The sequence below is a fragment of the Acidovorax sp. LjRoot38 genome, from assembly GCF_964252975.1.
Lineage (GTDB): Bacteria > Pseudomonadota > Gammaproteobacteria > Burkholderiales > Burkholderiaceae_C > Acidovorax > Acidovorax facilis.
On record NZ_CAXUPT020000011.1, the window covers coordinates 14,315 to 37,955 of the forward strand.

Genomic DNA, 23,641 nt, shown 5'->3' on the forward strand with positions numbered 1-23,641 from the left:
ACACGCCATGCCCATTGTTCTGGAATCGCTCGACCACGTTGTACTCACCGTTGCCAGCATTGAAAAAACCATCGCGTTCTATGAGCGTGTGCTTGGCATGGCTGCGCGGGAGTTCAAGCCCCGGCGGTATGCGCTGCACTTCGGCGATCAAAAGATCAATCTGCACGAAGTAGGCACGGTGGTGGACCCGAACGTGCGACATGCCACCGCGGGCTCTGCCGACCTGTGTTTTCTCACGCAAACCCCATTGGAAGAAGTGGTGACACATCTGCAAGCTGAAGGCGTCTCCATCGTGCAAGGCCCGGTGGGTGCTACGGGAGCGTGCCACAAGTTGCTGTCGGTTTATATCTATGACCCGGACGAAAACCTGATCGAGATCGCCAACGAAGTGTGAACGGTCAAAGATCCGTCGAGGTGGCCGCGCGCAGCAGCGATGCAGCGGGCGCCACCAGCTCCTGCAGCTGTCCGGCGCGCCCCTGTTCGATGGACTGGAGCACCATCTCGTTGATACCCCCCACCACCGCCATGGCCATCATGGGCTGCAGCGGGGCCTTGCGCAGGGGAGCCCCCGGGCGGTTGTTCACCACCTCCAGCATCAGGTCCACCAACTGCTGGTTGACGCGCCGCCGCGCGGCCAGGCCGGGCATGCCCAGGCCCAGGATTTCAATGAACAGAGTGCGCAGCAGAACCGGATTGCAGGCCAGCGCACCAAAGTACGCCGACAGCGCCTGCTCCACCTGGGCCTGCCAATCGCTTTGGGGGTTGATGGCGCCACGCAGCACCGCCAGTGCGTTGCCGCTGGCCGATTCGTACAGCGCTGTCAGGCATTCGGCCTTGTCGGCAAAGTTCTCGTAGAAAGTACGGCGCGAGACGCCAGCCTCGCGCACGATGTCTGCAATCGTGGTGTCGGCATAGCCTTTGGTCGCCACGGCGCGGGCCATGCCCTGCAGCAGGCGATCCCGATGCTCCTTACCCTCGGTGGCGCCAGGTCGGGGGGCGGCTTGCAGTGCGGTCATGCTGGCAGATTCCCTTGGGGTTAACAGGTACTTGACAGTACCACATGCGCACTCCATGATTCCTCACCACTGGTACTACAACGTACCAAACGACAAAGACGTTATCTTTTTACCGAGCTCCCAGAGATCCATCCCCATGACCGAACTCGTCGTGCGACGCCTGCTCATTGACCTGGAAACGCCTTTTGACCGCCACTGGTGCGGCGGCGATGCGTTTCGCACGGCGTTCTTCAATGCGCTGTCGATGAGCTTCCCGGTGGGGGAGCAGTTCTTCATCGACGCTGTGAAGGGCGGGCACAAAGCCATGCCGCCCGAGCAACACGCGCAATTTGCCGACGAGGTGCGCGGCTTCATCGGACAAGAGGCCACTCACCGCCGCATCCATGCGCTGTTCAATGGGCACCTCGAAAAGCAGGGCCTGGTCAACGAATGGGCGTCCCGCGCGCAGGAGCGCATGAAGCTTTTTGCCGGAGCCGACCCACGCCACCCCCTGGCCGTGACGGCTGCCAACGAGCACTTCACCGCGCTGCTGGCCGAATGGCTGCTGGCCCACCCCGAAACACTGGCGGGAGCCGAACCCCGCCTGGCCACGATGTGGCAATGGCACTGCGCCGAAGAGGCCGAGCACAAGAACACGGCGTTCGACATCTACCAGGCGCTGGGCGGCAACCACGAGTGGCGCATCACCTGGTTCCGCCGCATCACCCTCGTCTTCTTGGGCGACGCCTTGCGCCAGACGGTGCTGAACCTGCGCCGCGACGGAACCCTGTGGAAATGGACCACCTGGGCCAGCGCAGCGCGCACGCTGTTTGGCAAGGGCGGCCTGGTGCGCGAAACCTGGCGCCCGTGGCGCGAATACCTGCGCCGCGACTTTCACCCCAGCCAGCACGGCACGGACCTGTCACAGCAATGGCTGACCCAGCACAGCGACGCCTACGTGCCCGTGGGCGCACGCTGAGCCACAACGCCAGAATGCGGTTTCAGGCGCTGACGGCGGCCGCTGGCTGGGCACCACGCCGCAGCACCAGACCACCAAACAGCGTCGCCAGTATGTACATGCTGACCGAGTAGATGGCCGCAGGCAGCGCCAGCTGAAAGTTGCCCAGCACCGACAGCGCGATGAAGATGGCCAGCGTGGAGTTGTGGATGCCGATCTCGAAACTGATGGCCGTGGCCATGGACTTGTCGAGCCCCGCCGCCCGCGACAGGTAGTACCCCGACGCAAGACTGATCGCATTGAACAACAACACGGCCGGACCGATGCCCGCGAAGGACTCGACCAGCGCCGTCCACTCCTTGGCAATCGCAATCAGCGCAAAAGCGGCCAGCACCACGGCGCTGAAAATCTTCATGGGCTTTTCCATGCGGGCGCTGAAGGCCGGCGCGCGCCGGTGCACCGCCATGCCCAGCACCACCGGCACGAGCACGATGATGATCACCTCGACCACCTTGCCAAATTGCAGCGGCACCACCTGGCCCGTGTGCGCAAAGGTGTTGATCGCCCAGTTGGTGATGAGCGGCAGGCTCACGATGGACAACACGGTGTTGATGGCGGTGAGCGAGATGTTCATCGCCACATTGCCACCAAAAAGGTGGCTGAACAGGTTGGCCGACACCCCACCCGGTGAAGCCGCCAGCAGCATCAGCCCCACCGCGTAGAGCGGCGCCACGCCCAGCAGCACGATGAGGGCGTAACAGGCCGATGGCAGCACCAGCACCTGCAGCACCAGGGCCAGCACCACGGCACGCGGATGCTGCAGCAGGCGCTTGAAGTCGCCCACCGTGAGCGAAAGGCCCAGGCCGAACATGACCAGCCCCAGGGCGATGAACAACAAGGTGGGAAGTATGGAAACAAAGCTCATGGGTCACGCGCGGGGCTTATGCAGGTGCCTGGCCGGTGCGCAGTCGCACCGGGCCGCTGCGCTGCTCGATCGCCGCCTGCACTTCCTTGCGCAAACCCAGCGCAAAGGCCCACTCGGCCACCACAAACAGCGGGCCGACGATCAGGCCCACCAAGTCGTCCACAAACGCGGGCTTGCGACCTTCGTAGTAGTGGCCCACGAACTGAATCACCCAGCCCACCGCAAACAGGCCAATGCCCGTGGCCAGCCACACCGCCATGCTCTGCAAAGCTACCCACTGCCCCCCCACCAGCATGGCCGCCAGCAGGGTCGCCATGGCCAGGCCAAAACGCATATCCAGCCGGAAGTAGAAAACGCTGGCCGCCAGCGCAGCGAACAGCGCAGGGCTCAGCGGCAACGCGCCCGCCATCCAGGTCGGGCGCGACAGCAGGATGACCACCGCAAACATGATCATCGGGACGCCCACAAAATGGGTGTGGATGTTGCGCGGGTCGCGGTGGTAGTCGGCGTACTGCGCAAGGTGGTCGATCAGGGTTTTCATGGGTGTCTCCGGCTGTTGTTTTGAGCAGCATCAATACTCCCCCCGGGGCATTGCCAGCGTCTGTCGTGCAGACGACAAAAAGGCACACTCCCACGGCACCGCCCCACCCTGCCTCGCGCCCAATCTGCACTGCATGACCGACCCCGCCACCTATCTGCCCGTCCTCCAGTCCGGCCGCTGGTTTGCCCACCTGCCGCCCGACTTTGCCCAGCCGCTGCTGGCCATGGCACAGGTGCGCCATTTGCAGACGGGCGAAGTGCTGTTTCTGCGTGGCGATTCGCCCTGCGGGCTGTATGCGGTGGTGCGCGGCGCGGTCAGCATCTCGGGCACGGGCGGCCGGGCCGACGAGGCGCGGGCCGCGCTGCTGATCCGCCTGGAGCCGCCGCACTGGTTTGGCGAAATCTCGGTGTTCGACAACTCCGCACGCACGCACGACGCGCAGGCCACCGAGCCCACCACGCTGCTGCACATTCCGCACGAGCGGCTGCAGGCGTGGCTGCAGGCCCACCCGCAGCACTGGCATGCGCTCGCGCTGCTGCTCACCGACAAGCTGCGCTCGGCCTTTGTGGCCATGGAAGAGCTGGCCCTGTTGCCTGCGCCACAACGCCTGGCGCGCCGCCTGGTGATGATGGCCGAGGGCTACGGCCAGTGGACGGCCGAGGGGCGGTCGCGCCGCGTGCTGTCCATATCCCAAGAGCAGTTGTCGCTGATGCTGGCCATCTCGCGCCAGACCACTAACCAGATCCTCAAGGACCTGGAATCGCGCCACCTGGTGCGCGTGCAACGCGGCGAGCTGGAGATTCTGGACCTGGCGGCGCTGCGCGCCACCTGCTATTGAATTGCTATTAAATATATAGCTACCAGCACTTTACCAACAAGCGCCAGAAGCATTTTTTACTTAAATAATAAGCACACATTTCATTTCCGGGCAAAATGACGGCCATGCAACTGAACTACATCGCCAACGCCTCGGTGCCGTCCGCCTCGGGCCGCACGATTGCCATGATCGACCCGTCCGACGGCCAGCCCTTCGACGAGATCCAGCGCAGCAACGCCGACGACATCGACGCGGCGGTGCATGCGGCCCGCCAGTGCTACAACGCGGTGTGGCAGAAGTTGGCCCCGGTGGAGCGCGGCCGACTGCTGCAAAAGCTCTCGGCCAAGATCCTGGAGCATGCGGACGAGCTGACGGCACTGGAGCAGCGCGACTGCGGCAAGCCCACCAAGCAGGCACGCGCCGACGCGATTGCGCTGGCGCGCTACTTCGAGTTCTACGCCGGTGCGTGCGACAAGTTTCACGGCGAGACGATCCCCTACCCCGACGGCTACAGCGTGCTGACCTGGCGCGAGCCCCACGGCGTGACGGGCCATGTGATTCCCTGGAACTACCCCATGCAGATCTTCGGCCGCAGCGTGGGCGGCGCGCTGGCGGCAGGCAATGTGTGCGTGGTCAAACCGGCCGAAGATGCCTGCCTCTCGCTGATCCGCGTGGCGCAGCTCGCGGCCGAGGTGGGCTTTCCCTCCGGCGCGCTCAACATCGTCACCGGCTACGGCCATGAGGTGGGCGACGCATTGGCGCGCCACCCCGGCATCGACCACATCAGCTTCACCGGCAGCCCCAAGATCGGCACGCTGATCCAGCAGGTGGCCGCCGAGCGCCACTGCCCCGTGACGCTGGAACTGGGCGGAAAAAGCCCGCAGATCATCTTTGCGGATGCGGACCTCGATGCCGCCATCCCCGTGGTCATCAACGCCATCGTGCAGAACGCGGGGCAGACCTGCTCGGCGGGTTCACGCGTGCTGATCGATTCGCTGATTTACGAACCGCTGCTGGAGCGTCTGGGCAAGGCGTTTGAAAAGTTGCGCGTCGGCCCCGCCGCCATGGACCTGGACGTGGGCCCGCTGATCCGCCAGACGCAGCAGCAGCGCGTGTGGGATTTCCTCTCCGACGCGCAGGTGGCAGGCATCCCCATGGTGGCGCAGGGCGTGGTGGTGGACGAAGCGCCCGAAACCGGCTACTACCAGGCCCCCACCCTGCTGCGCGATGTACCGGTAGGCCACCGCCTTGCGCAGGAGGAAGTGTTCGGCCCCGTGCTGTCGGCCATGGCCTTTCAGGACGAAGACCATGCGGTGGAGCTGGCCAACGCCACACAATTCGGCCTGGTGGCCGGCATCTGGACGCGTGACGGCGCGCGCCAGTTCCGCATGGCCAAGCGTGTGCACAGCGGCCAGGTGTTCATCAACAACTACGGCGCGGCCGGCGGTGTGGAGTTGCCGTTTGGCGGCGTCAAATCCAGCGGCTATGGACGCGAAAAGGGCTTTGAGGCGCTGTACGGCTTCACCACGCTGAAAACCGTCGCCATCAAGTACGGCTGATCGCGCCCCGGCTGCATCATGTCCGCGCGCGACAGCGCGGTGTGGCACCCGCCGCTAACCTTGCCTCTTTTGCACGACGTCCCTTTTCCTCCATGCCCCTGAGCCCCCCCGCCCCCCGCACCCTGAAACATGTCCGCCGGGTGAACTACCAGGGCTTTGAACGCGACGATGGACTGTGGGACATTGAAGGCGAGCTGCACGACAGCAAGGCCTACGACGCCACCTCTTTTCGCGACCCTACCAAACAGCGCCTCGCGGGCGAGGCCATCCACCACATGTGGCTGCGCGTGACCGTGAACCGCCAGCTGGTGGTGCAGGCGATCGATGTGGCGATGGATTCGCACCCGCTCCAGGGCTGCACCGAGGCCCAAACTGCACTGCAGCACATGGTGGGCTGCAGCATGGCGCGCGGCTGGCGCCAGTCCATCCAGAAGCACCTGGGCGGCGTGGCGAGCTGTACCCACCTGCGCGAGCTGTTGTTCAACCTGGCCACCGCGGCGTTCCAGTCGGTGCCCGCCGTGTTTTCGTCCAGCCACCCCGACGAGCCACCGCGCCACCTGGGCCAGTGCACGGGGTGGGACTTCAACGGCCAGGGCGTGAAAGAGTTTTTCCCCCAGTTCTACGGCCGTGCGCCGCAGGCCCCCAAGCTGGCGGAGCAAGCCACAACCACAGATTTCACTGCAGAAATTTCAGCCAAACAAGCCCCTAGCGCTTGATACTAAAGCGTCAGTAGCTATCAATTTTGAATAATTCAAGGAGCCATTCCATGCGCGTTTCGAACAAATCCATCATCGTCACCGGCGCTGGCAACGGCATTGGCGAAGGCATCGCCAAACGCCTGGCCGCAGAGGGCGGCAAGGTCATCGTCAACGACATCAATGAAGCCGGTGGCCAGCGCGTGGTGGCTGAGATCACGGCCGCCGGCGGCACCGCCGCGTTCTTCAAGGCCGACGTGACGAAGTCCGCCGAAGTGAAGGCGATGGTCGACGAAGCCGTGCGCCTGTACGGCCGCCTGGACGTGGTGGTGAACAACGCAGGCTGGACGCACCGCAACCGCCCCATGCTCGAAGTGAGCGAGGACGAGTTCGACAAGGTCTATGCCATCAACATGAAGAGCATCTACCTGTCGGCCATCCACGCCGTGCCTGCATTGCGCCAGGCCGGTGGCGGCAGCATCATCAACATCGCCTCCACCGCCGGACTGCGCCCGCGCCCAGGTCTGACCTGGTACAACGGCTCCAAGGGCGCCGTCATCATCACGAGCAAGTCCATGGCCGCTGAGCTGGGCCCCGACAACATCCGCGTGAACTGCATCAACCCCGTGTTCAACCCCGACACGGGACTGGCCGCCGAGTTTGCGGGCGGCCCGGTGGACGAGGCCCGCCGTGCCAAGTTTCTGGCCACCATTCCGCTGGGGCGCTTCTCCACCGCGCTGGACGTGGCGAATGCGGCGCTGTACCTGGCCAGCGACGAGGCGTCATTCATCAGCGGCGTGTGCATTGAGGTGGATGGCGGGCGCTGCGTGTAAGTCAGCAAGCAAACAGGCGTCGCGGCATGCTCTCTGAAGCAGCCACCACGCCCCTTTTTGAGCGTCCCAATCCGCACTAGGGCAGTGCGGATTGATTTGACGGTGCAGGCCCTGCTGCCTATAGTGCCGCCGATGTTTGCGAGCCACTCTCCCGCCACAGCCGCCAGCGCGACCGCGCCGCTGCGCCGTGCCGCGCGCTCGCAGGCCACGCTCCAGGCCGGTGACCGCCAAGTCTGCACGCTTGCTGCAGATTCCTGAGCCCGGCGACACCCCCCTCCCCTTCGCATTCTTTTCGCGCACCTCCTGTCGCCGGGCCCCACGCCCAGCGCCAGCTTGCGCCTTGGCCACGGCCGGGGCGCGAACGCCAGGAGTGTCCATGCCCCCGTTCCCTTCGGGCGAGATTTCGCTCGCCCCGTGCGCCCCTGCGCGCAGCCTGCCCGCCGATGAGGCCATCGCCAGCGCGGCGGTCGCCCCCGACATCACCCGCAACTTCATCCGTGCCAAGCAGCCCTGCGCCGACGGCTACCGCTGGTACCTGCGCCGCCAGGAGGGCGCCAGCAACTACCAGGCGCTGCTGGACGACCTGGTGCGCGAAGGTCGCGTGGAAGACGCTTGCTGGATGCTGGACCAGTTCGGCCCCACCAACGATGTGCTGGAAATAGACCACCTGGAGGCCGACGCGCTGGTGTTTGCCGGCAGCGTGCGCTGCCGGGGCCACGCCGACGTGGAGGGTGTGCTGCGCACGGGCCGCAGCCTCAGCGTGCTGGGCGGCCTGCGGGTGGGTAGAGCACTGCGCGTGGGCGAAGACCTGCGCGTGGCGGGCGCAGTGCGCTGCGAGGGCAGCGCGCGGCTGCACGGCGATGCACGCGTGGGCTGGTCGCTGACAGTGGCGCAGCGACTGCAGTGCACAGGCAGCCTGCGGGTGGGCGGCGAGCTGGACTGCGGGGCTGCCGCCCACGTCGGTGGCCACTGCCGGGTGACCCAGGATCTGCGGGTGATGGGCGACCTGGGTTGCGACGGCGGCATCAAGGTGGGTGGCCACCTGCAAACCGATGCTGCCGTGCAGGCTGCCCGGGGCGTGTGGGTAACGGGCGACGTGGACTGCAAGGGCCACCTGCAAGTGGGCTGGGGTGTGCGGGCCGGTGGGCACATTCACGCCGGAGGGGCCATCCGTGCGGGCGAGAGCCTGTGGGCGGGCGAAACCATTGCGGCGGGTGAGGCCTACGGCGTATACGCAGGCCTGGTGGTGCCGCTGCCCGACTGGCCCCACAGCGCCCAGGTGTGCGCCCGCGAACAGCCTGCACGCCTGCTGAGCGGCTGCTGGACCGATGGCCAGGGGAACACGCCATGATGGCCATCGCCTGCAGCCTGTGCGACCCACGCGACGCCACCGTCATCGCCAACACGTGGCCCGGCCAGGGCTTGCTGGGCCGGTGGGCCCAGCGGCTGACCGAACTGCGCATCGACGTGGATCTGTCGGGCCGCGACATCCAGCGCGAGTTCGAGGCGCTGTACGACCGCATCCGCACCAACCACCGCACGCGCGATGCGATGCAGCCGTTGCCCTTGCATCTGCATGGGCTGGTGTTTCGCCTGCGCGAGGCCGACGGCGAATACTTTGTGTATGCCATCGACCCGCAGCGCAACCGCATCGTGGCCTACACCGTGTTCAACCGGCTGGTCGAGGTGGACCGCCGCACCGACCGCCACCTGCGTGCGCCCCACACCAAGGTGGTGGACGGCTACCGCCGCATGGGCATTGCATCAGCCATCTACCGATGGTGGCTGGACTCAGGGAGGAGCCTGATAACAGGCGCACGCCAGTCGGCCGGCGCCCATGGCCTGTGGATGGCCCTGGCACGCGACTACGAACTGGCAGCGGCGCGCATCGACACCCACAAACGCGTCCAGCAGCTGCCGCTTCCACCTCCCCCAGGGTTTTTCAACGCGCTGGACACGCGGCTGGTGCTGGTGGGGCGCGATTGCCGCCTGGCGGACTTCATGCAGCATGCGGGCTGGGGCGGCTGATCGGGTGACCCCGGCCGCTCCCTGCCTCTCAGCCCAGCACCTCGCGCAGGGCAGCGTCGTACAGGCCGGTGAGCTTGTCCATCACCCCCAGAAGGCGTTCGCTGGTGGTGGCCACGGCGTTCAGCCCCGCGTCATCGGCCGGGCGGCGCAGCGCGGATTCAAAAAACAGCCACTGTGAGTCGGCCAACTCCAGCTCGTTGCGGATGGACGATGTGGACACGGGCGCCGCCTTCAATGTCTGCAAGGCCTGGCGGAAGTCCGCCGCATCGGACGCCAGCTGCGCCTGCACCACCTTGGAATCCACCTTGGCAGCACTCAAAAAGTAGTTCTTGGCCAGGCGCTGCGACAGCATGCGCTGGCGGCCCGCCAGGTTCACCAGGCGGGCACTGGGGGCCTGTGCCATTTTTTCGATGGCCTCGGTCACGGCCTGCGCAATGAGCAGCGTTCGATCGGCCTGTTCCGATGCCGCCGCTACCAGGGCCGTGGTCGTGGCGGGCGCCGAAGTCATCTGGTTGAGCAGGGAAAACTGCTTTTGCACTTCTGCCAGCTGCCGCCCGACTTCTGCAGGCCACTGGCCCGACTGCATGCCTCGGGCCAGTTCGCCGCTGCCCGTCTGCACCATCTTGCGCGCCAAACCCATCACATCCACCGCCGCAGCAGGCAGCACCTGCAGGTACTGCTGGCAATAGGCCTTGGCCATGCGCTGCGACAGTGCACGAAACCAGCCCGCATAGTTGATGGCCCCCGACAACCCCATCTGCGCCTGGGCTCCAGTCGCCCAAGTTGCCCAGGTGGGCAGCAGAACACCCGCCGCCACCCGCTGAAGGGCCACACGGCGCTGGCATGGCACGGCATCGACAGAAAATTCGCGCGTCAACATGGGAATCCCCTTGAAATCGAATGGGCAGATTGTTGCAACGCAGCAAACAGAACGCCCTGCGCCATGTCAAAGGCGGGCCATACCAGCGCCTGAGCAAAACTTGACCGCGATCAACTCCGCGCGCAGGGGCTTGCCCCCTCTGAAGGCCCCCTTGCGGCAAAATCGCGCCATGGCCGAACGAGTGATTCCCCTGGTGGACCAACGCATTGCTGCTTTGGCAGCGAAAGTGCCCGCGCGAGCCGTGGTCCCCACCGGCCTGCTCACCGACACCCGGGGCCGCCCGCTGCGCGACCTGCGCATCAGCGTGACAGACCGCTGCAACTTCCGCTGCAACTACTGCATGCCCAAGGAAGTGTTCGACAAGGACTACCCCTACCTGCCCCATGGCGCGCTGCTGAGCTTTGAAGAGATCACGCGGCTGGCAAAGCTCTTCCTGACGCATGGCGTGCGCAAGATCCGCCTGACCGGTGGCGAGCCCCTGCTGCGCAAGAACCTGGAAGCGCTGGTGGCGCAGCTGGCCCAGCTGCGCACGGTGGACGGGCTGGCGCCCGACCTCACGCTGACCACCAACGGATCACTGCTGGCGCGCAAGGCCAAAGCGCTGAAAGACGCGGGCCTGAACCGCGTGACCGTGAGCCTCGACGGCCTGGACGACGCCGTGTTTCGCCGCATGAACGATGTGGACTTTCCGGTGGCCGACGTGCTGGCGGGCATCGAAGCGGCGCACGCCGCCGGGCTGTCGCACATCAAGGTCAACATGGTGGTCAAGCGCGGCACCAACGACCACGAAATTTTGCCCATGGCCCGCCACTTCCGGGGCACGGGCACCACGCTGCGTTTCATCGAATACATGGACGTGGGCGCCACCAACGGCTGGCGCATGGACGAAGTGCTGCCCTCGGCCGAGCTGATCAACCGCCTGCGCGCCGAGCTGCCGCTGGTCCAGCTCGACCCGAGCAGCCCCGGCGAAACTGCCGAGCGCTGGGGCTATGCCAATGCCGCAGGCCAATATGACCCCGCCCTGGGCGAGGTGGGCGTGATCAGCAGCGTGACCCAGGCGTTTTGCCACGACTGCAACCGCGCGCGCCTGTCTACCGAAGGCAAGCTCTACCTGTGCCTGTTTGCCTCCGAGGGCTACGACCTGCGAACCCTGCTGCGCGGCGGCGCCAGCGACGAGGCGATTGCCTCGGCCATCGCGCCCATCTGGCAGCAGCGCGCTGACCGCTACTCCGAGCTGCGCAGCACCCTGCCGGCAGACAATACGCCAGGGGTGCGGCGTGTGGAAATGAGCTACATCGGCGGGTAAGCAAAGTGCCGACTTTTTAGGGCACCATCGGTGGCTTCGGTCCTCGCGTTGTCCTTACAGCCACCCATGTCCCTTCAACCCAAACACCGCGCACTGTTTCTGGCCAACGCCGCCGTTCTGGTCACCCACCAGATCGACGCCGCGTACTGGCACGAGTGGGAGCTGTTTCACATCCCCGGCGGCAACCAGGTCAACTTGCTGCTGAACCTGCCCATCATTGCGCTGGTGCTGTACGCGCAGTCGCAAGTGGCCCGTGGCGAGGGTTCAGCGGCCCTGATGTTCTACAAACTCATGCCTTGCCTCGGTGCCTTGACCGTGGTGATCCACGGGCTGTTTTTTGCCCTGGGACATGAGGCCTTTGTACAACCTGTGTCCCTGGGCCTGCTGGTCGGCACGGCTGTCCTTTCCTGCCTGCAGTTGACCGCGCTGCGTACCCGGCCGCTGCGGTAGCCCTCTATTTCACGCTCCATCGCGCGCACCATGACCAAGATTGACACCCAAGACATTACCGGCATCGTCCTTGCCGGCGGCCGCGGCTCCCGCATGGGCGGGGTCGACAAAGGCCTGCAGAACTTTCGGGGCCTGCCCCTGGCCCTGCACACCCTGATGCGACTGCAGATGCAGACCGGCGCCACCATGGTCAACGCCAATCGCAATCTGGCCGCCTACGAAGCCTTCGGCGCACCGGTGTGGCCCGACGTGCTGAGCGACTATGCCGGGCCGCTAGCGGGTTTTTTGACAGGCCTGGAGCGTTGCGAAACGCCCTGGCTGCTGACAGTGCCCTGCGACACCCCGCTGTTCCCCCTGGACCTGGCCCAGCGCCTGGCGGCGGCGGCTGACGCCCAGGACGCCGACATCGCCATGGCCGCAGCGCCCGAGGACGATGGCACGGGCCGCACCACCGTGCGCACCCAGCCGGTGTTCTGCCTGCTGCGCGTGGACCTGCTCGAAAGCCTGGTCGCTTTCACCCAGGCCGGTGGCCGCAAGATTGACGCATGGACGGCACAGCACCGCTGCGCCATCGTGCCGTTTGACCAGCCCGGCGACGACCCCAAGGCCTTTTTCAACGCCAACACCCTAGCTGAGCTGCACGCGCTGGAAAGCGCGAGCGCACCGCAGGCCTGATCACGCACCGCTGCGATGAACGCGCACACGCCTGCGGCCGCCCGTGCAGTGTTGATCCGCCCGTTGGTCGCATCGGACGCTGTGGCCTACAAAGCCCTTCGCGACGAGGCTTTGCGCACCGCGCCGGATGCGTTCACGTCCGACTACGAATCCTCGGTGGGCCGCGATGCCAGCGAGTACGTGGCGCGGTTTGGCGCGCCGGAGTCGGGTCAGTTCTTCCTCGGCGCCTTCGATGCCGCAGGCCAGCTGGTCGGCTGCCTGGGCTGTGAGCGCGAGCAGCGCACCAAGCAGCGGCACCTCGCTACGCTGGTAGGCATGATGGTTGCGCCACAAGCCCAGCGCCAGGGCGTCGGCCAGCAGCTGGTAGTCGCCTGCGTAGAGGCCGCCAGCCGCGTGCCCGGGCTGACCCAGCTGGTGCTGACGGTCACCGCCTCCAACACGCATGTCGTGCGCCTGTACGAGCAGGCTGGGTTCCGCGCCTGGGGCCTGCTGCCCCACGCCATCGTGGTGGACGGCGTGGGCTTTGACAAGCTGCACATGGTGCGCGTGCTGCACGACTGATTGAAAGTTACTGAGCCCCATGAAAACCATTGCCCAGATTGCCGCCGAACTGCAAGGCTACGACCCGCAGGCCCTGAGCGCTGCCGATGTGAACACGTTCTTGGAACGGCTGGTCGAGCCCGTGAGCGCCACCGAAGACTTGCCCCTCTTCAGCGCCCTGGGACGCGTGCTGGCGCAGGACGTGATTTCACCCATCAGCGTGCCACCACACGACAACTCGGCCATGGACGGCTATGCGTTTGCCGGCGACCAACTGGTCGCAGGCCAGCCTCTCACGCTGCGCGTGGTGGGCACGGCGCTGGCGGGCAAGGCCTGGGTGGGCACCGTGGCGGCGGGCGAGTGCGTCAAGATCATGACCGGCGCCATCATGCCCACGGGCCTCGATACCGTGGTGCCGCAGGAGTTCACCACAGCCGCCGCAGCTGACGGCCACATCACCATCGCGGCCGATGTGCTCAAGACCGGCGACAACCGCCGCTTCAAGGGCGAAGACTTGATGGAGGGTAGCGTGGCGCTGGCCAAGGGCACGCTGCTGGCGCCAGCTGCGCTGGGCCTGGTCGCCAGCCTGGGCCTGCCCACCGTCACGGTGTACCGCCGCCTGCGCGTGGCGTATTTCTCGACCGGCGACGAGATCCTGAGCCTCGGCGAACCACCCCGCGAAGGCGCCGTGTACGACAGCAACCGCTACACCGTGTTCGGCCTGCTCACGCGGCTGGGCGTAGAGGTGATCGACCTGGGCGTGGTCCGCGACGAGCCGGAACTGTTGGAGGCCGCATTTCGCAACGCAGCGCAGCGCGCGGACGCCATCATCACCAGCGGCGGCGTGAGTGTGGGGGAGGCCGACCACACACGCACCATGATGAAGAAGCTGGGCGACGTGGCCTTCTGGCGCATTGCCATGCGGCCGGGCCGCCCCATGGCGGTGGGGCGCATTGCCACCACAGAAAATCAAGCCAAATTGGCCTCCAGCACTTATCCATCAAGCGCTAACAGCTATCAAAATGATACCAATCACCCCCACAGCGGTGCGGTGTTGTTCGGCTTGCCAGGCAACCCCGTGGCGGTGATGGTGACGTTTCTGGCCTTTGTGCGCCCCGCCCTGCTGCGCATGATGGGCAGCACCCACAGCGCCCCACCGCTGCTGCGCGCCACCAGCACCGAAGCCATGCGCAAGAAGCCTGGCCGCACGGAGTACCAGCGCGGCACCATCACCACCGCCGCCGACGGCACCCTGCAGGTACGCACCACGGGCAACCAGGGCTCGGGTGTGCTCAGCTCGATGGTGCAGGCGAACGGACTCATCGTGCTGCACCACGGCCAGGGCAACGTGGCCGTGGGCGACACGGTGGATGTGATGGTGTTTGACGGCGTTATTTGACCCCCTGAGTCGCTTCGCGCTTTCCCCCAGGGGGACCGCGACGCCTTCACTGCGGGGCGGCCCTTGCCAAGCATCCCTCACAGGAGCCGCGCCCGTGGCACCCCGCGCGGGCGGAGCACAGCACAATGGCTTTTTTCATTTGCACCCGTTTGGAAATCTTGCGCCTATGCCCTACACCGCCCAGCACCTTGCGCAACCCCCATCCCGTGACGAGGTGGACCGCCTGACAGGCGCCGCCGTTGTGGAATTTGGCACCCCCTGGTGCGGCCACTGCCAGCGCGCGCAGCCACTGATCGAACAAGCGCTGAAGGACCGCGCAGACGTAGCGCACATCAAGGTGGAAGATGGCCCCGGCCAGCGCCTGGGTCGCACGTTCGGCGTCAAGCTGTGGCCCACGCTGGTGTTCTTGAAGGACGGCAAGGAGGTCGCTCGCCTGGTGCGGCCTCAGGAGCAGCAAGACGTTCTGGACGCCGTAAACACCGCCGTCTCGGCACCTGCATGAGGCACGCGTCCGACTCCGAATAGGAAGAAGCCCCATCGGGGCTTCTTATTGGGTCGCAACGCTCCGCCGTTGGGGCTCCGCATGGCTACTTGGCCACGTAATCGTGCGGCGGGTGCAACGGATGCTCAGGCTCCTCGGCAGCCACGGCCGTGTTCGCCCCCGGCACTGCCTTGCGTGCAAACAGGGTGTACATGGTGGGCACCACAAAGATCGTGAGCAGCGTGCCCAGCGACATGCCCCCCACAATCACCCAGCCGATCTGCGTGCGCGTCTCGGCGCCCGCGCCTGAAGCCAGCGCGAGCGGGATGGCTCCCAGCACCATGGCGCCGGTGGTCATCAGGATGGGGCGCAGGCGCTGGGCCGAGGCCTTGACGAGCGCATCCACCATCTCCATGCCCTGCTCACGCAGCTGGTTGGTGAACTCCACGATCAAGATGCCGTGTTTGGTGATGAGCCCCACCAGCGTGATCAGCCCGATCTGCGAATACACGTTGAGCGAGCCGCCGCTCCACTTGAGCGCCAGCAGCGCTCCAATCATCGACAGCGGCACCGAGACCATGATGACCAGCGGGTCGATGAAACTCTCGAACTGCGCGGCCAGCACCAGGAAGATAAAGACCAAAGCCAGTACGAAGACGATGCCCAGCGCCCCCTGCGAGCTCTTGAACTCGCGCGAGGTGCCGTTGAGTTCGGTGGTGTAGCCGGGCTTGAGCACTTTCGCCGCCGTGGCGTCCATGAAGCTCAGCGCCTCGCCCAGCGAGTAGTCAGGCGACAGGTTGGCCGTGATGGTGGCCGAGCGGCGCTGACCAAAGTGGTTCAGCTCGCGCGGGCTCACGCTTTCGCGCACGTTGACCAGGCTGGACAGCGGGATCATGGCTTCGTTGCGGCCGCGCACGTAGATGGTGTCGATGTTCTCGGGCGTGGTGCGGCCCCTGGCCTCGGTCTGCACGATCACGTCGTACTGCTCGGCATCGCGCTTGTAGCGCGTCACTGTGCGCCCTCCCAACATGGTTTCGATGGCCTTGGCCACCACATCCACGCTCACGCCCAGGTCGGCGGCGCGTTCGCGGTTCACTTCGATGCGCAGCTCGGGCTTGTTCAGGCGCAGGTCCACATCGGGGCCGATGATGCCGGGGTTCTGCGCGATCTCGGCCATGAACGCGTTGGTGACGGCGTTCAGGTTTTCGTAGCTGTCCGAGGTCTGGATCACATAGGTGAGCGGCCGTGAACGGAAGCCCTGACCCAGCGACGGCGGGGTGATGAGAAAGGCGTTGACGCCCGGCAAGCCCGAGACCTTGGGCTGCAGTTCGCGCGCCAGCTCCAGCGTGGTGCGGTCACGCTTCTCCCAATCCACAGTGCGGTAGATCACGCTGCCCTGGGCCACGGTGGGGTTGCCGATGTTGGCGAAGATGCGGTCGAACTCGGGGTAGTCCTGGCCGATCTTTTCCAGCTCCAGTGCGTAGCGGTTGGTGTAGTCCAGCGTGGCGCCGTCGGGGGCGGTGACGCTGGCCAGGATGGTGCCCCGGTCTTCCAGCGGCGACAGCTCTTGCCGCATGCTGGGGTAAACCACCACCAGCGCCGCACCACTCACCGCCATCACCGCCAGCACGATCCAGCGGGCCTGGAAGATGGCCCCGCGCACGCCCCCGCGCTCGCTGCCCTTGGCCGACCAGCGGGCCGTCACCAGCCACCGCAAAAGGCGGCCATAAGCGTCTGACAAGGCCGTGAGCCAGCGCTCCATCGAGCGGTCGAACCAGTTGGGCTTCGGGTTGTGCTTGAGCAGCAGCGAACACATCATGGGTGACAGCGTCAGCGCCACGAAGCCGGACACCACCACCGCGCCCGCCAAGGCCAATGCGAATTCCACAAACAACCGGCCCGTGCGGCCCGGGGTAAAGGCCAGCGGGGCATACACCGCCACCAGCGTGAGCGTCATGGCCACGATGGCAAAGCCGATTTCGCGCGCGCCCTTGATGGCGGCTGAGAACGGGTCCAGCCCTTCCTCGATGTGGCGGTAGATGTTCTCCAGCATCACGATGGCATCGTCCACCACCAGGCCGATGGCCAGCACCAGCGCCAGCAACGTGAGGGTGTTGATCGAAAAACCCGCCAGCGACATCAGCGCAAAACTGCCCACCAGGCTCACCGGGATGGTGATGATGGGAATGATGGACGCGCGGAAGGTACGCAAGAAGACAAAGATCACCAGGGCCACCAGCACCACGGCCTCGGCAATGGTGGTGTAGACGCTTTTGATGGACCGGTCGATGAACAGCGAGTTGTCGTTGGCAATGTCGATACCGATGTCCGGTGGCAGGTCGGCCTTGAGCGTGGGCAGCATGGCGCGCACGCCCTGCGACAGCTCCAGCGGGTTCGCGGTGGCCTGTCGGATCACGCCCACGGAAATGGCTTCGCGCCCGTTCAGGCGCACGCGGCTGCGGTCGCTGGCGGCGCCCTCTTCCACCCGCGCGACGTCGCGGATACGGACCGGGAAGCCGTTCACGGTGCGGATCACCACCTCGGAAAACTGGAACGGCGTGGCCAGGTCGGTCTGCGAGGTGACGCTGAACTCGCGCTGCTGCGACTCGATGCGACCTGCGGGCAGCTCCAGGTTGTTGCGGCGGATGGCGTCTTCCACGTCCTGCGCGGTCAGGCGGTAGCCCGCCAAACGCTCGGGGTCCAGCCACACGCGCATGGCGTATTTCCGCTCGCCGTAGATGGGCACATCGGCCACACCGGTCACCGTCTGCAGCCGGGGCTTGACGATGCGGTTGATGAGGTCGTTGATCTCCAGCGGCGTGCGTGTCTCGCTGCTGAAAGCCAGCCACATCACGGGCGAGGCATCGGCCTCCACCTTGGCGATCACGGGCTCATCCACGGCATCGGGCAGGCGGTTGCGCACCCGCGCGGTGCGGTCGCGCACCTCGGCGGCGGCGTTGTCGGCGTCTTTTTCGAGGCGAAAGCGCACGCTGATCTGGCTTTGCTCGGCCCGGCTGATGGAGGTGATGACGTCCACCGCGTCAATGCCCGCAATGGAGTCTTCGAGCGGCTTGGTGACCTGGGATTCGATCACCTCGGCCGACGCGCCCGCATAACGCACGCTGACGGTGACCACGGGTTCGTCGATCTTGGGGTATTCGCGCACCGACAGGCGCGTGAAGCTCACGGCGCCGATCAGCAGCACCAGCAGCGAGAGCACGGTCGCAAAGACCGGTCGGCGTATCGATATTTCAGCGAGTTGCATGGCAGTCCTGGAACTTCATCGATCACGCAGGATGGCGTGGGCTGCCTTGTGGTGCGCGGCCGGGCCTGCCCGCAAGCTGGCAAGGATTAGGGCCGGGCAACGGCGCCACTACGGCATTGGCCGATGCTGCAGTGGCAGTGGCAGCGGCGGCGGTAGCAGCATTGGCAACGGGTGCGGTTGCCATCGGCTGCGCCGCTGCCCGGGGGCTGCTGGCGCTGCCAGCCCCGGTGGGCGCTGGTGCATCGGTTGGTGCCACGGCACCTGCAGCACGGTCTGCACCTGCCGCCCCGGCCGAGGCGGCTGCGCGCGCTGGTGATGGCGCGCCGCCATTGCTCTGCTTGCCTGGCTTGCCCAGTTCCACCACACGCACTGGGGTGCCATCCTTTTGGATGCGCTGCTGGCCTGCGGTCACCACCACATCTCCCATGGCCAGACCATCCACCACTTCCACAAACCCGGGGGTGCGCGCACCCAGCTTGACGGGTGTGCGCCGCGCCACGCGGCTGCCAGGCTCCTTGCCATGCACAATCTTGAACACATACGGGCTGCTGCCGTCGGGCACGATGGCTTCCTCGGGGATCACCCGGGCATCGCTGCGCTCTGAAAACACGGCCGTCACGCGCGCAAACATGCCGGGGCGCAGTTGCAAGCGCCGGTTGTCAATGCAGCCGCGCACCACCACCGAGCGGCCATCGGCGTCAATCTGGGGGTTGATGGCCTGCACCACGGCGCTGTAGCGCACGCCGGGCAAGGCGTCGAACGCCACCTGGGCGGTCTGGCCCGTGCGGACCTTGCTCTGCAAACGCTCGGGCAGGCGGAAGTCCACATACACCACATCCAGGTCTTCGACATTGACGATGTCGGCACCGTCCTTGAGGTAGTCGCCCACGTTCACCCCGCGAATACCAGCGATGCCGTCAAACGGCGCCACGATCTTCAGGCGCGAGGCCGTGGCCTGCGCCAAGGACAATTTGGCCCGCGCCACTTCGAGGTTGGCGGCACTTTCATCGACCGAACGCTGGCTGATGAAGCCCTGGGCTACCAGTTCCTGATTGCGCTTGTGGTTGGCCTGGGCGATGGAGAGCTCGGCCTGGCTCTGCTGCACCTGGGCGCGGGGCAACTGGTCGTCAAACTGCACCAACACCTGCCCGCGCCGCACGCGCTCGCCGTCGCGAAAGTTGAGCGCCGTGATGCGACCGCTCACCTCGGGGCGCAGCACCACGCTCTGGCGCGACCGCAGACTGCCCACGGCCTCGGCATCGTCGCGCAAGGCCATCTGCCGCACGGCCACGGCCTCTACCGCCACGGGGCGGCCTGCGCCCCCCCCCTTGGCCGCCGTACCAGCTGGCGCGGCGCTACCCCTGCCGTCGGCAGGCGCCTCGCTGCGCACGGACTGGGCCGGTTTCTGAAGCCACCAGGCTGCGCCCGACGCGGCAGCGATGCCGATGACAGCGAAAAAGATGTATTTGTTCTTGGACGCCATGGATCAATGAAGCGGGTGATGTGGGGAAGGCAGCCAAACAATGTATCAGTGCGTGTCTTGCGCTGCAGCAATCCTTGGCATACCCACAAGGGCAATTGCGGCAGATTTACGCAGGCTTTACATGCTGCAGAGACAAAAAAAGCCCCGGAGGGGGCTTCTGATGCCGTGGTGCACAGACGCTGCGCACCGATAGACACCCACCGTCACCCACGCCCCAGGGCTTTTTCGACACCCCGGTTGGCCAGTGCATCGGCCCGCTCGTTGCCTGGATCGCCCGAATGCCCTTTCACCCAGCGCCATTCGATACGGTGGCCAGCCGTGCTCACCAGCGCGTCCAGCCGCTGCCACAGCTCCACGTTCTTGACCGGCTGCTTGGAGGCCGTGCGCCATCCCTTGGCCTTCCAGCCGTGAATCCACTCGGTGATGCCCTTGCGTACATATTCGCTGTCGAGGTACAGCGTCACGGCGCAGGGGCGCTTCAAGGCCGACAGCGCCTCGATCACGGCCATCAGCTCCATGCGGTTGTTGGTGGTGCCCAGCTCACCCCCAAAAAGCTCTTTTTCTGTCGATCCCGAACGCAACCATGCACCCCATCCCCCAGGGCCGGGGTTGCCCTTGCAGGCGCCATCTGTGTATATCTCTACCTGGTTCAAACTGTGTTCCTGTCTCTGTCGTCGCTGTCTGTGAATATGCGCGAGGTGCTGCCCGTTGCACCCGCCGGGCCTGCCCGGTTGGCAATGGGCACTGTGGAGGCGGCACGCTGTCGGCTGGACCGCCAGGCGGGCTCCAGCAAACGCATGCCGTGAACCCGCTTGACCGCCACCAGAAAATAGGCCGCGCCAAAAATGGGCCACCACCGCTCGCCCAACGGGTCCATGAAGCCAAAACGCTCCAGCCACTGGGTGCTGCGCACCGCCGGACGATAACAGCCAAACTGGGCCGACTCGACCTCAAAACTCAAAAGCCTGAGCCAGTCGCGCAAGCGCCGGTAGCCAATGAACTCGCCCACATCCGGCAGGTATAGAGTGCCCCCGCCCAGACGCTGGATCATGCGGGCACGCCACTGGCGCAGCCCCCACAGGCTGGTCGGGTTCAGCCCGCTGATGACCACCCGGCCCTCGGGCACGAGCACGCGCTCCACTTCACGCAGGGCGGCGTGGGGGTCAATGCTCAACTCCAGGGTATGGGGCAACACCAGCAGATCCAGGCTCGCTGCCGCAAACGGCAAGGCCACGGGCTCTGTCAGCAGATCCACCGCGCGGCGTTGCAGGGGGGCATCGCCATTACCGGTCTCTAGAAAGGCGATGGAACCCCGCACCGCCTCCTGCCCCAGCGCCAGCCATTGGTGCGGCATGCGGTTGGTGCGAAGGCCATCCAGCAAGGGCATTCCAAGCTGCAGGCTATGGTAGCCAAAGATATCGGCCACCGCCTCATCGAAGCGCGCCTGCTCCCACGCCAGCAGGTACCGGCCCGGCGGGGAATCGAACCAGTGGTGCAAACCTATAATTTGATCGCTCATGAACTTGCTGCCGCTGCCCGCCTTTACCGACAACTACATCTGGATGCTGCACGACGGCCGCCAAGCGATCGTTGTGGACCCGGGAGATTCCGCGCCTGTGCTGCAGGCCCTGCAGCACCTTGGTGTGCAGTTGAAGGCCATTCTAGTCACGCACCACCATGCCGATCATGTCGGCGGTGTGGATGCCGTGCGCAGCGCCACCGGCGCCGTGGTCTACGGCCCCGCACGCGAGAAAATCCCCGAGCCGCTGCACCGCCTGGCGCACGGTGATGCTGTGGAAGCCATGGGGCTTCGGTTCGAAGTCATGGATGTGCCCGGCCATACCGCTGGCCACATTGCCTACTACTGCCCCGACATCGACGGGGAGCCCCTGCTGTTCTGCGGCGACACGCTTTTTTCGGGCGGCTGTGGCCGGCTGTTTGAAGGCACGCCCGCCCAAATGCTGAACTCCCTGGACCAGCTGGCGGCGTTGCCCGGCAACACCCGCGTATGCTGCACCCATGAGTACACCCTCTCCAACCTGAAATTTGCGCGGGCCGTGGAACCCGGCAATGCGGCCTTGCTCCACTACAGCAGCCAGTGCGAAGCACTGCGGGCCCGCCACCAGCCCACACTGCCGTCGCGCATGGCCCTGGAGCAAGACATCAACCCCTTCCTGCGCGTGCGACAGCCTGCAGTGGCCCAGGCGGCCCATGCCTACGACGCAAAGGTGAATCAAGACGATGCCGTGGCGGTACTGGCCGCACTGCGTCAATGGAAAAACGAGTTTCGATGAAAATTTTGCACATCGCCTGCCTGGCGTGCGCGCTCTGGCTCACGGGCTGCGCCACCACCGGGCCTTCGCAGGACAGCGCGGCTGACAGCGCACCCTCCACACCCACCGGTGCACCACCCCGGACCGCACACACTCCCGTCATCCCCAACGGCCCGCTCAGGCCCATCACCGCCGCGCAGGCCTCCAGCGGCGAGGTCGCATCGCTCTCGGCCCCCGCCGACCTGTGGGACCGCATCCGCCGAGGCTTTGCCATGCCAGACCTGCAGCACGAACTGGTGCAGGACCGCGAGCAGTGGTACGCCACGCGACCCGACTACATGCAGCGCATGACCGAGCGCTCCAGCAAGTACCTTTTCCATATCGTTGAAGAGCTGGAGCGACGCGGCATGCCCACCGAGCTGGCGCTGCTGCCCTACATCGAAAGCGCGTTCAACCCGCAGGCTGTGTCCAGCGCCAAGGCGGCCGGCATGTGGCAGTTCATGCCCGCCACCGGCAACTATTTCGACCTCAAGCAGAACGCCTTCCGCGACGACCGCCGCGATGTGCTCGCCTCCACGCGCGCTGCACTCGACTACCTGCAAAAGCTCTACGGCATGTTTGGCGACTGGCACCTGGCCCTGGCCGCCTACAACTGGGGCGAAGGCAGCGTAGGCCGGGCCATTGCCCGCAACCAGAAGCAGGGACTGGGCACCAGCTACACCGACCTGAACATGCCGGCCGAAACCCGCATGTATGTGCCCAAGCTGCAGGCCGTGAAGAACATCGTAGCCAACCCCGAGGCCTTCCGCACCGAGCTGCCCCTCATCGAAAACCACCCCTATTTCCAGACGGTGGACATCACCCATGACATCGACGTTGCGCTGGTGGCCACGCTGGCAGGCATTCGCGAGGAAGATTTCCGCGCGCTGAACCCGTCGTTCAACAAGCCTGTCATTCTGGCTGCCGGTACGCCACAAATCCTGCTGCCCTGGGACAACGCCAAGGTGTTCCAGCGCAACCTTGAAGCGCGCCGCGAGGGCCAGTATGCAAGCTGGACCGTGTGGTCCGTGCCCTCCACCATGACGGTCTCCGAAGCCGCCCAGCGGGCAGGCATGAGCGAGAACGACCTGCGCAGCATCAACAACATTCCTCCCCGCATGCTGATCAAGGCAGGCTCGGCGTTGATGGTCCCGCGTTCATCCGCCATCCGGCAGGACGTCTCTTCGCACCTGGCAGACAACGGCCAGGTCGCTTTCTCGCCAGAGATCGTGACCCGCCGCACCACGGTGCGAGCCCGCAAGGGTGAAACCGTGGCCAGCATTGCCCGGCGCTACAAGCTCAGCGCTGCCAGCGTGGCCGACTGGAACGACGTGCGCGCCAGTGCGGCCTTCAAGCTGGGCGAGCAGGTGGTCGTGTACCTGCCCGTGCGACAGGCCACGCAGGCCCGTGGCACGGTGGCCCGCTCCGGATCTGATAAGCGCTCGGCTGCTGCGCCTGTACGCCGAGGGGGAACCCCCTCCAAGGTCAAGCGCCGCTAA

The 23,641-nt window shown here is 65.8% G+C and carries 24 protein-coding genes; 16 read left to right on the plus strand and 8 right to left on the minus strand.

All coding sequences use genetic code 11. The features are described 5' to 3' along the window. Window positions 1-7: 7 nt before the first annotated feature. On the plus strand, window positions 8-394 hold the full coding sequence (locus tag ACSQ22_RS18760; RefSeq protein ID WP_436131211.1) for a VOC family protein: 387 nt from the start codon (window positions 8-10) through the stop codon (window positions 392-394). A gap of 4 nt (window positions 395-398) precedes the next feature. On the opposite strand, the gene ACSQ22_RS18765 is transcribed toward ACSQ22_RS18760, so the two are convergent. Beyond that, the gene (locus ACSQ22_RS18765; protein WP_436131212.1) at window positions 399-1,016 is read right to left on the minus strand and encodes a TetR/AcrR family transcriptional regulator; all 618 of its coding nucleotides are present in this window, start codon (window positions 1,014-1,016) and stop codon (window positions 399-401) included. A 136-nt stretch (window positions 1,017-1,152) separates the two neighbouring features. On the opposite strand from ACSQ22_RS18765, the gene ACSQ22_RS18770 reads away from it, so the two are divergent. Continuing rightward, window positions 1,153-1,974: a metal-dependent hydrolase gene (locus tag ACSQ22_RS18770; RefSeq protein WP_055398180.1), complete on the plus strand. Its 822-nt coding sequence runs from the start codon at window positions 1,153-1,155 to the stop codon at window positions 1,972-1,974. A 22-nt stretch (window positions 1,975-1,996) separates the two neighbouring features. Here ACSQ22_RS18770 and ACSQ22_RS18775 read toward each other — a convergent pair whose 3' ends face one another. Continuing rightward, complete coding sequence (locus tag ACSQ22_RS18775; protein WP_121506008.1) at window positions 1,997-2,878, minus strand: bile acid:sodium symporter family protein; 882 nt, start codon at window positions 2,876-2,878, stop codon at window positions 1,997-1,999. 16 nt (window positions 2,879-2,894) lie between these two features. Beyond that, window positions 2,895-3,419 (minus strand): DUF962 domain-containing protein, encoded by a 525-nt coding sequence (locus tag ACSQ22_RS18780; protein WP_121420505.1) that lies wholly within the window; start codon window positions 3,417-3,419, stop codon window positions 2,895-2,897. A 133-nt stretch (window positions 3,420-3,552) separates the two neighbouring features. Between ACSQ22_RS18780 and ACSQ22_RS18785 the strand changes: the two genes are divergently transcribed. The 6 genes from ACSQ22_RS18785 (at window position 3,553) to ACSQ22_RS18810 (ending at window position 9,351) form a co-directional block, all read left to right on the plus strand. Further along, complete coding sequence (locus ACSQ22_RS18785) at window positions 3,553-4,257, plus strand: Crp/Fnr family transcriptional regulator (RefSeq protein ID WP_436131213.1); 705 nt, start codon at window positions 3,553-3,555, stop codon at window positions 4,255-4,257. A 104-nt stretch (window positions 4,258-4,361) separates the two neighbouring features. Beyond that, complete coding sequence (locus ACSQ22_RS18790; RefSeq protein WP_218300166.1) at window positions 4,362-5,795, plus strand: aldehyde dehydrogenase family protein; 1,434 nt, start codon at window positions 4,362-4,364, stop codon at window positions 5,793-5,795. Window positions 5,796-5,887: 92 nt separating this feature from the next. After that, entirely contained in the window at window positions 5,888-6,511 is a 624-nt protein-coding gene (locus ACSQ22_RS18795) for a DUF2889 domain-containing protein (protein ID WP_436131214.1), read from the plus strand. A gap of 50 nt (window positions 6,512-6,561) precedes the next feature. Then, window positions 6,562-7,323 (plus strand): SDR family oxidoreductase, encoded by a 762-nt coding sequence (locus ACSQ22_RS18800; RefSeq protein ID WP_436131215.1) that lies wholly within the window; start codon window positions 6,562-6,564, stop codon window positions 7,321-7,323. A gap of 376 nt (window positions 7,324-7,699) precedes the next feature. Then, complete coding sequence (locus ACSQ22_RS18805; protein ID WP_436131216.1) at window positions 7,700-8,674, plus strand: hypothetical protein; 975 nt, start codon at window positions 7,700-7,702, stop codon at window positions 8,672-8,674. Further along, complete coding sequence (locus ACSQ22_RS18810) at window positions 8,671-9,351, plus strand: hypothetical protein (protein WP_233559238.1); 681 nt, start codon at window positions 8,671-8,673, stop codon at window positions 9,349-9,351. The genes ACSQ22_RS18805 and ACSQ22_RS18810 overlap by 4 nt, the downstream gene beginning before the upstream one ends. A 28-nt stretch (window positions 9,352-9,379) precedes the next feature. Here ACSQ22_RS18810 and ACSQ22_RS18815 read toward each other — a convergent pair whose 3' ends face one another. After that, window positions 9,380-10,231, minus strand: coding sequence for a type IV pili methyl-accepting chemotaxis transducer N-terminal domain-containing protein (locus tag ACSQ22_RS18815; protein WP_436131217.1), 852 nt, complete (start codon window positions 10,229-10,231; stop codon window positions 9,380-9,382). A gap of 169 nt (window positions 10,232-10,400) precedes the next feature. Between ACSQ22_RS18815 and moaA the strand changes: the two genes are divergently transcribed. From moaA to ACSQ22_RS18845, 6 genes are all read left to right on the plus strand, one after another. Continuing rightward, the gene (moaA, locus tag ACSQ22_RS18820; RefSeq protein WP_436131218.1) at window positions 10,401-11,537 is read left to right on the plus strand and encodes a GTP 3',8-cyclase MoaA; all 1,137 of its coding nucleotides are present in this window, start codon (window positions 10,401-10,403) and stop codon (window positions 11,535-11,537) included. Between the two features lie 66 nt (window positions 11,538-11,603). Further along, window positions 11,604-11,987, plus strand: coding sequence for a DUF6713 family protein (locus ACSQ22_RS18825; protein WP_121506000.1), 384 nt, complete (start codon window positions 11,604-11,606; stop codon window positions 11,985-11,987). Between the two features lie 30 nt (window positions 11,988-12,017). Further along, on the plus strand, window positions 12,018-12,662 hold the full coding sequence (mobA, locus tag ACSQ22_RS18830) for a molybdenum cofactor guanylyltransferase MobA (RefSeq protein WP_121505999.1): 645 nt from the start codon (window positions 12,018-12,020) through the stop codon (window positions 12,660-12,662). 15 nt (window positions 12,663-12,677) lie between these two features. After that, the gene (locus ACSQ22_RS18835; RefSeq protein ID WP_436131219.1) at window positions 12,678-13,223 is read left to right on the plus strand and encodes an N-acetyltransferase family protein; all 546 of its coding nucleotides are present in this window, start codon (window positions 12,678-12,680) and stop codon (window positions 13,221-13,223) included. A gap of 19 nt (window positions 13,224-13,242) precedes the next feature. Next, on the plus strand, window positions 13,243-14,601 hold the full coding sequence (moeA, locus tag ACSQ22_RS18840) for a molybdopterin molybdotransferase MoeA (protein ID WP_436131220.1): 1,359 nt from the start codon (window positions 13,243-13,245) through the stop codon (window positions 14,599-14,601). Window positions 14,602-14,767: 166 nt separating this feature from the next. Continuing rightward, window positions 14,768-15,103 carry a thioredoxin family protein gene (locus tag ACSQ22_RS18845; RefSeq protein ID WP_436131221.1) on the plus strand — a complete coding sequence of 112 codons (336 nt, stop codon included), beginning with the start codon at window positions 14,768-14,770 and terminating at the stop codon, window positions 15,101-15,103. Between the two features lie 85 nt (window positions 15,104-15,188). Here ACSQ22_RS18845 and ACSQ22_RS18850 read toward each other — a convergent pair whose 3' ends face one another. The 4 genes from ACSQ22_RS18850 to ACSQ22_RS18865 all read right to left on the minus strand — a co-directional run bounded on the left by ACSQ22_RS18850 (window position 15,189) and on the right by ACSQ22_RS18865 (window position 21,349). Further along, window positions 15,189-18,347, minus strand: coding sequence for an efflux RND transporter permease subunit (locus tag ACSQ22_RS18850; protein ID WP_436131222.1), 3,159 nt, complete (start codon window positions 18,345-18,347; stop codon window positions 15,189-15,191). Between the two features lie 22 nt (window positions 18,348-18,369). Then, window positions 18,370-19,830 (minus strand): efflux RND transporter periplasmic adaptor subunit, encoded by a 1,461-nt coding sequence (locus ACSQ22_RS18855; RefSeq protein ID WP_436131223.1) that lies wholly within the window; start codon window positions 19,828-19,830, stop codon window positions 18,370-18,372. Between the two features lie 203 nt (window positions 19,831-20,033). Then, window positions 20,034-20,483: a ribonuclease HI gene (gene rnhA, locus ACSQ22_RS18860; RefSeq protein ID WP_055398194.1), complete on the minus strand. Its 450-nt coding sequence runs from the start codon at window positions 20,481-20,483 to the stop codon at window positions 20,034-20,036. Continuing rightward, entirely contained in the window at window positions 20,480-21,349 is an 870-nt protein-coding gene (locus ACSQ22_RS18865) for a class I SAM-dependent methyltransferase (RefSeq protein WP_233559237.1), read from the minus strand. The genes rnhA and ACSQ22_RS18865 overlap by 4 nt, the downstream gene beginning before the upstream one ends. On the opposite strand from ACSQ22_RS18865, the gene gloB reads away from it, so the two are divergent. Next, on the plus strand, window positions 21,348-22,124 hold the full coding sequence (gloB, locus tag ACSQ22_RS18870) for a hydroxyacylglutathione hydrolase (RefSeq protein ID WP_436131224.1): 777 nt from the start codon (window positions 21,348-21,350) through the stop codon (window positions 22,122-22,124). The two genes, ACSQ22_RS18865 and gloB, sit on opposite strands and share 2 nt — an antisense overlap. Further along, window positions 22,121-23,641, plus strand: coding sequence for a transglycosylase SLT domain-containing protein (locus ACSQ22_RS18875; protein ID WP_431149618.1), 1,521 nt, complete (start codon window positions 22,121-22,123; stop codon window positions 23,639-23,641). Before gloB ends, ACSQ22_RS18875 begins: the two co-directional genes overlap by 4 nt.

Coding starts and splice junctions, on each gene's coding strand:
- ACSQ22_RS18785 (WP_436131213.1), top strand. CDS start 3,553: ATGACCGACCCCGCCACCTATCTGCCCGTCCTCCAGTCCGGCCGCTGG.
- ACSQ22_RS18765 (WP_436131212.1), bottom strand. CDS start 1,016: ATGACCGCACTGCAAGCCGCCCCCCGACCTGGCGCCACCGAGGGTAAG.
- ACSQ22_RS18805 (WP_436131216.1), top strand. CDS start 7,700: ATGCCCCCGTTCCCTTCGGGCGAGATTTCGCTCGCCCCGTGCGCCCCT.
- moeA (WP_436131220.1), top strand. CDS start 13,243: ATGAAAACCATTGCCCAGATTGCCGCCGAACTGCAAGGCTACGACCCG.
- moaA (WP_436131218.1), top strand. CDS start 10,401: ATGGCCGAACGAGTGATTCCCCTGGTGGACCAACGCATTGCTGCTTTG.
- ACSQ22_RS18850 (WP_436131222.1), bottom strand. CDS start 18,347: ATGCAACTCGCTGAAATATCGATACGCCGACCGGTCTTTGCGACCGTG.
- ACSQ22_RS18865 (WP_233559237.1), bottom strand. CDS start 21,349: ATGAGCGATCAAATTATAGGTTTGCACCACTGGTTCGATTCCCCGCCG.
- ACSQ22_RS18835 (WP_436131219.1), top strand. CDS start 12,678: ATGAACGCGCACACGCCTGCGGCCGCCCGTGCAGTGTTGATCCGCCCG.
- ACSQ22_RS18800 (WP_436131215.1), top strand. CDS start 6,562: ATGCGCGTTTCGAACAAATCCATCATCGTCACCGGCGCTGGCAACGGC.
- ACSQ22_RS18845 (WP_436131221.1), top strand. CDS start 14,768: ATGCCCTACACCGCCCAGCACCTTGCGCAACCCCCATCCCGTGACGAG.
- ACSQ22_RS18875 (WP_431149618.1), top strand. CDS start 22,121: ATGAAAATTTTGCACATCGCCTGCCTGGCGTGCGCGCTCTGGCTCACG.
- mobA (WP_121505999.1), top strand. CDS start 12,018: ATGACCAAGATTGACACCCAAGACATTACCGGCATCGTCCTTGCCGGC.
- ACSQ22_RS18815 (WP_436131217.1), bottom strand. CDS start 10,231: ATGTTGACGCGCGAATTTTCTGTCGATGCCGTGCCATGCCAGCGCCGT.
- ACSQ22_RS18780 (WP_121420505.1), bottom strand. CDS start 3,419: ATGAAAACCCTGATCGACCACCTTGCGCAGTACGCCGACTACCACCGC.
- ACSQ22_RS18810 (WP_233559238.1), top strand. CDS start 8,671: ATGATGGCCATCGCCTGCAGCCTGTGCGACCCACGCGACGCCACCGTC.
- ACSQ22_RS18790 (WP_218300166.1), top strand. CDS start 4,362: ATGCAACTGAACTACATCGCCAACGCCTCGGTGCCGTCCGCCTCGGGC.
- ACSQ22_RS18770 (WP_055398180.1), top strand. CDS start 1,153: ATGACCGAACTCGTCGTGCGACGCCTGCTCATTGACCTGGAAACGCCT.
- ACSQ22_RS18855 (WP_436131223.1), bottom strand. CDS start 19,830: ATGGCGTCCAAGAACAAATACATCTTTTTCGCTGTCATCGGCATCGCT.
- ACSQ22_RS18760 (WP_436131211.1), top strand. CDS start 8: ATGCCCATTGTTCTGGAATCGCTCGACCACGTTGTACTCACCGTTGCC.
- gloB (WP_436131224.1), top strand. CDS start 21,348: ATGAACTTGCTGCCGCTGCCCGCCTTTACCGACAACTACATCTGGATG.
- ACSQ22_RS18825 (WP_121506000.1), top strand. CDS start 11,604: ATGTCCCTTCAACCCAAACACCGCGCACTGTTTCTGGCCAACGCCGCC.
- ACSQ22_RS18795 (WP_436131214.1), top strand. CDS start 5,888: ATGCCCCTGAGCCCCCCCGCCCCCCGCACCCTGAAACATGTCCGCCGG.
- ACSQ22_RS18775 (WP_121506008.1), bottom strand. CDS start 2,878: ATGAGCTTTGTTTCCATACTTCCCACCTTGTTGTTCATCGCCCTGGGG.